Genomic DNA, 5262 nt, shown 5'->3' with positions numbered 1-5262 from the left:
CTTGTTCTAGTGTCACGATATCGTTATGCTGCTACGGTGGGCGTATGCTTTGTACCTATCTGGTCGGTGTGGATCTGCTTTTCACTTCGACTCGTTCCTATTTGTTTTGTTGCAGGTGGGGGAGCTCCCGTAAATTAACTCCCTCTTATTCGTGGGAAACGTCAAAATGTTAAAAAAGCAAGGGGAAAAGCAAATAAAAAAAAATCTAAAAAAACCTTATTTTTATGATTTTTCAATGAAAAACTCACTTAGTTTTAAAAAGGATTTTTCTAAAACTTATGAGAATTTAATAGCTAATGAACTTTTGATGGTTTATGATGAGATTTTTTATGATGATGATATAAATTTTATTATTAGTTCGGCTAGTTTAGGAATACTATGCGAAGCTTTTGCTAATAAAGATTTTATAAAATTAAAAAGCAAAAAATTAAGCAAAAAAGCCAAAGAATTAGGGCTTAAAAATATCTTAGTTTTATCATTAAACGAGCAATTTAATTTCGTTAATGATGAAATTAGATTTATAGGACTTACTTTAAATACTTGGCTAATTTCAAAGGAATTAAATGATTGGGATTGACGAAGCTGGGCGTGGAGCGTTTGCAGGTCCATTAGTGCTTGCAGCTTGTAAGCTAAAAATAAATATAAACGAATTAAATGATAGTAAAAAACTAAGTGCAAAAAAGCGTGAGAATTTGTATGAGATAATTAAGCAAAACTCTGATTATTTAGTAGTTTTTGTTGATAATGAATATATAGATTTAAATGGAATTAGAGCGGCTTATCAAAAAGCTTTAGGAGAAATTATAGAGCATTTTGAAAAAGATGAATTATTATTTGATGGTAATACTGATTATGGAATGGGTATAAAAACTCTAATAAATGCTGATGAGATAGAGCCTTGCGTTATGGCTGCTAGTATTTTAGCTAAGGTTAGTAGGGATAATTTTATGGCTAATTTAGATGATAATTTATATGATTTTAAATCTCATAAAGGCTATGGAACCAAAACTCACATAGAAGCTATTAAAATTCACGGCTTAAGTTTATTGCATAGAAGGAGTTTTTGTGCTAAATATAGTAGATGATTATTTAGCTACTGCTAAGGGTAAAGAGCTTTTAAAGGCTTTAGATTACGAATATGAAAATAATATAATTTATCCACAAAAAAAGGATTTATTTAAAGCCTTTAAATTATGTGAAATTCCAAAAGTAGTGATTATAGGACAAGACCCATATCACGATGGAAGTGCTGATGGTTTAGCGTTTTCATCTAGTATTAAAATTCCACCTAGTTTAAGAAATATTTTTAAAGAAATCTTAAATGATTATCCAAATGAAGCTGTATTTTTACAAAGTGATTTGAGCTATTTAGCAAGACAAGGCGTGGCATTATTAAATGCAAGTTTAAGCGTGCAAAAGAGCAAACCTAATTCTCACAAGCATTTATGGGAAGATTTTTTCCTTTATGTTATACAAAGAATTAATAATGATTATGATAATTTAGTCTTTATGTTGTGGGGGAGTTTTGCAAATAATTATGCAAAATATATTGATACTAAAAGGCATTTAATATTAAGCTCGGCTCATCCAAGCCCACTTGCAAGGGGTAAATTTTTTAACAATCAACATTTTTTAAAATGTAATGAATACTTAAAATCAAAAAATAAAAGCCTAATTAATTGGTTAGAATAGTTTTTAATAATGCTTAATTTATTAATCTTTTGTATAATGTAAGTTTTTTCAAAAAGGAGCAAAAATGGCAGATTTAGATAAAGAATTAGAGGTTTTGTTTAAGGACAATACAGATGATTATTTAACTTATGAGATGATAGTTAAGTTATTTAAAAAAGCTCCAACAGCAGCAAATATAAAGACTATTAAGAATTTAGTAAAAGAATATAATGTAAATCTTCTAAGCTCGGCAGAAATTGCTAAAATGAGAAATCTAAAAGAAGCAAAAGAAAGAGCAAAACAAAGAGAATTATTAAGAGAAAATGAATTAGAAGGCGATTTAAGCAAAGATTATGATTTAAGCGAAATTAGTAGAAGTGAAAGCCCTGTTAGAATGTATTTAAGAGAGATGGGTCAGATTGATTTGCTTAGCAAAGAAGAAGAAGTTGAAATAAGCAAAAGAATTGAACTTGGCGAAGATATTATAATTGACGCTTTTTGTAGTGTTCCTTATCTAATTGATTTTATATTAGACTATAAAGATGCTTTAATTAATCGCGAGCGTCGTGTGAAAGAATTGTTTAAGAATTTTGATAATGATGAAGATGAAAATGAAGAAGATTTAGAAGAAGATGAATTAGATGATAGCGATGAAGAAAGAAAGCCTGTAAAATCTTTAAAAGAAGATAAAAGAGCAATTAAAGTAATTGAAAGCTTTAAAGCTTTAGAAAAGGCAAAAAAAGAATGGTTAAAAAGCTCACACAAAGAGCAACTTAGCAAAGATGAATTACAAAATCATATAAATATTGCTTTCAAAAAGAATATTTTAAAAGAAAAATTATTAGCTTTAGGGCCAACTTCTAAACTAATTAATGAAATCGTAAAATCTATGGAAACGGTTTTAAAAAGTGATGTAGATTTTGATAAAGAATTAAAACGCTTAGAATATCGTTTGCCTATGTTTAGTGATGAATTAAAAGAAAGACATAAAAAAATCTTAGATAATATTACCAATTTAAGTAAAGAAGAAATCACAGAACTAGCTTTAGAAAATACTATGGTTAGCACTTATATGGAGATTAAAAAGCTATTCCAGACAAAAGAAGCTAGTGAAAATTGCTTTGATATGGATAAAGAAAGATTAAAAGAGATTTTAGAGCAAATCAAGCGTGGTAAAAATATTAGCGATACTGCAAAAGGTAAGATGGCTAGGTCAAACTTAAGATTAGTTGTAAGTATTGCTAAACGCTATACTAATCGTGGTTTAGCATTTCTTGACCTTATTCAAGAAGGAAATATCGGTCTTATGAAAGCGGTTGATAAGTTTGAATATAAGCGTGGATATAAATTCTCAACTTATGCTACTTGGTGGATTAGACAAGCAATTAGCCGTGCGGTAGCTGATCAAGCAAGGACAATTAGAATTCCAATCCATATGATTGATACGATTAATAAGATTAATAAATTTAGTAAAAAGCGTGTGCAAGAATGTGGAAAAGAGCCTACAATTGATGAAATTGCTAAAGAAATCGGTATGAGTGAAGATAAGGTTAAACAAGTTATGAAAATAGCAAAAGAACCTGTAAGTCTTGACGCACCTGTTGGAAGTGATGATGATGGAAGATTTGGTGATAGCGTAGAAGATAGAAGTAGCATTAGTCCGCTTGAGCATATTTTAAAAGAAGATTTAAAAGAGCAAATAAATGGAGTTTTAGAGCAACTTAATGAAAGGGAAAAAACCGTTATTAAACTTCGTTTTGGACTAACTGATGATGAGAGTGATAGAACTCTTGAAGAGATAGGAAGTGAGTTAAAAATCACTCGTGAGCGTGTAAGACAAATAGAAAGCACAGCTATTAAAAAACTTAAATTCCCTAAATACGGAAAACAATTAAAAGGAGCAAGTTCGTGAAAAAATATGAAATATTTAATGTAAATTGCTCTCATTGTGTTAAAAAAATTAAAGATAATTTAGAAGATGAGTTTAATAATATTACTTTTAGTGATGATTTAAAAACAATTATCATTGATTGCGATGATAAAGATTATCTTAGCAAATGCTTAGAAGAACTTGGCTTTAAATTAGGCAAAGAGATTTGAATTTCAAAAGGCTTTTTAAAAATTATTATTAAAAAGCCTTTTTATAGCGGTAGAATTTACAAAGCAAAAAAACAATCAATTTTATTTTAATATTAGTTAAGATTATAATCTAAATAACGATTTGAGATTAAATCTAGGTTATGAAAGAATTTTCAGTGCTGATTTGAATATTAACAATCAATTTAATATAGCTATAAGATATATTCTAAAACATTTCTAACATTGCTAGGGGTTAAAAATTAAATATTTTTAATTTACTTAATTTAATGTTACTAAAAGTTACAATATATCAAAATATTAAATAAAATAATAATAGTATTAATTAAAATCAAATTATAATAATTCAAATCATTAATGAAAGGAGAATTTCAATGAAAAAAGCAGTTTTAGCTATTTTGGCTTTAGGTTTTATTACGAGTGCTAGCGCATATTCTTATAATAGATTTGGAGATATGTCTTATTATGGTTATCCTCCAACAAATAATACCTTTAAATTTAAGTGTGCAACGTTATATACTTGTGCTATGCAAGGTATGACTATTAGGGATAATTGGAATAGGTTATTTTAGGTAAGCAATTGTCTTACCTAAAAGGATTAATATGAGATTATCAAATACTAATATTACTAAGCCTATTTTGAATGTTGTGTGTAAAGATATTAGAGCTTTAAACCAAGTTGTTTTTAATCAAGCAGAGCAAGTAAAGGCTACTGATGTAAAAAGTATATATAATACCGAGTATAAAACTAATAAAAATGATTTTTACAATACTTATTTTTCTTTTAATCAAAAAACAATAGGATTTGATTTAAGCAATAAAAATCGTGAAAAATTACAAGAATTTTTTAATGAAGATAATTTTAAATATTTTGATGATAAATTGATTTTGCAAAAAGACGCTGCTTCTTATGTTGGTTCTTGGTTTAATTATGTTGCTTTTAAGCAAAACTATTTAAATGCAGATATTAATAAAAATGGTGTTTTAAATAAAACTGAAATGTTAGATATAAAACTTCAATTTCCAAATAGCAATGTTTTTACTAATATTAGTAAAACTGATATAGATTGTCTGGAGCTTTTAGGAGAATTGCAAAACTATACAAGTATTAGTAATATGATGAATTATTATATTCAAGATGATAAAAATTATGATTTAGCAATAACAGGTCTGGAGAAAAACGGAGTAGCTGGGATTAATTATGTAGTAGAAATAATTATGAATAATATTGATAAAAATAAATTGCAACAAAGTATTGCTAAAGCAACTCAAGAAGATATCAAAAGACAAAGCGATTTAGCTAATGCTCTTATAAAAATAAATAACGATGATTATAGTAAGCTTAGTGAAGATGAGAAAAAAATCTTAAATTCTTTAAATATAGAAATTAATCTAATAAATATAATAGGTGAAGATAAAATAAATGAATTGGTTAAAAATAATAAATTAGATGATTTTATAGATTTTACTAAAGACTTTTTAGAAGAATTAAAT

General features: G+C 27.3%; 7 protein-coding genes. All 7 read left to right on the top strand.

Annotation, left to right across the window (positions count from 1 at the left end):
* Positions 1-166: 166 nt before the first annotated feature.
* Positions 167-577: a hypothetical protein gene (locus KJQ97_RS08690; protein WP_214120594.1), complete on the top strand. Its 411-nt coding sequence runs from the start codon at positions 167-169 to the stop codon at positions 575-577.
* A complete protein-coding gene (rnhB, locus tag KJQ97_RS08685; protein WP_214120593.1) occupies positions 564-1085 on the top strand; it encodes a ribonuclease HII in 522 nt (173 codons plus the stop codon). The genes KJQ97_RS08690 and rnhB overlap by 14 nt, the downstream gene beginning before the upstream one ends.
* On the top strand, positions 1066-1692 hold the full coding sequence (locus tag KJQ97_RS08680; RefSeq protein ID WP_214118595.1) for a uracil-DNA glycosylase: 627 nt from the start codon (positions 1066-1068) through the stop codon (positions 1690-1692). The genes rnhB and KJQ97_RS08680 overlap by 20 nt, the downstream gene beginning before the upstream one ends.
* Before the next feature lie 64 nt (positions 1693-1756).
* Positions 1757-3583 carry an RNA polymerase sigma factor RpoD gene (rpoD, locus tag KJQ97_RS08675; RefSeq protein WP_214118593.1) on the top strand — a complete coding sequence of 609 codons (1827 nt, stop codon included), beginning with the start codon at positions 1757-1759 and terminating at the stop codon, positions 3581-3583.
* Entirely contained in the window at positions 3580-3771 is a 192-nt protein-coding gene (locus KJQ97_RS08670; RefSeq protein ID WP_214118591.1) for a hypothetical protein, read from the top strand. The genes rpoD and KJQ97_RS08670 overlap by 4 nt, the downstream gene beginning before the upstream one ends.
* A gap of 371 nt (positions 3772-4142) precedes the next feature.
* On the top strand, positions 4143-4340 hold the full coding sequence (locus KJQ97_RS08665) for a hypothetical protein (RefSeq protein WP_214118589.1): 198 nt from the start codon (positions 4143-4145) through the stop codon (positions 4338-4340).
* Positions 4341-4371: 31 nt separating this feature from the next.
* The coding region (locus KJQ97_RS08660) for a hypothetical protein (RefSeq protein ID WP_214120592.1) at positions 4372-5262 on the top strand (891 nt) is incomplete at its 3' end.

Origin of the sequence: Campylobacter sp. 2018MI01, assembly GCF_018501205.1 — a bacterium.
Lineage (GTDB): Bacteria > Campylobacterota > Campylobacteria > Campylobacterales > Campylobacteraceae > Campylobacter_E.
The sequence above is the reverse complement of the archived record's forward strand: the minus strand, read 5'-3'. Positions and strand labels throughout refer to the sequence as shown.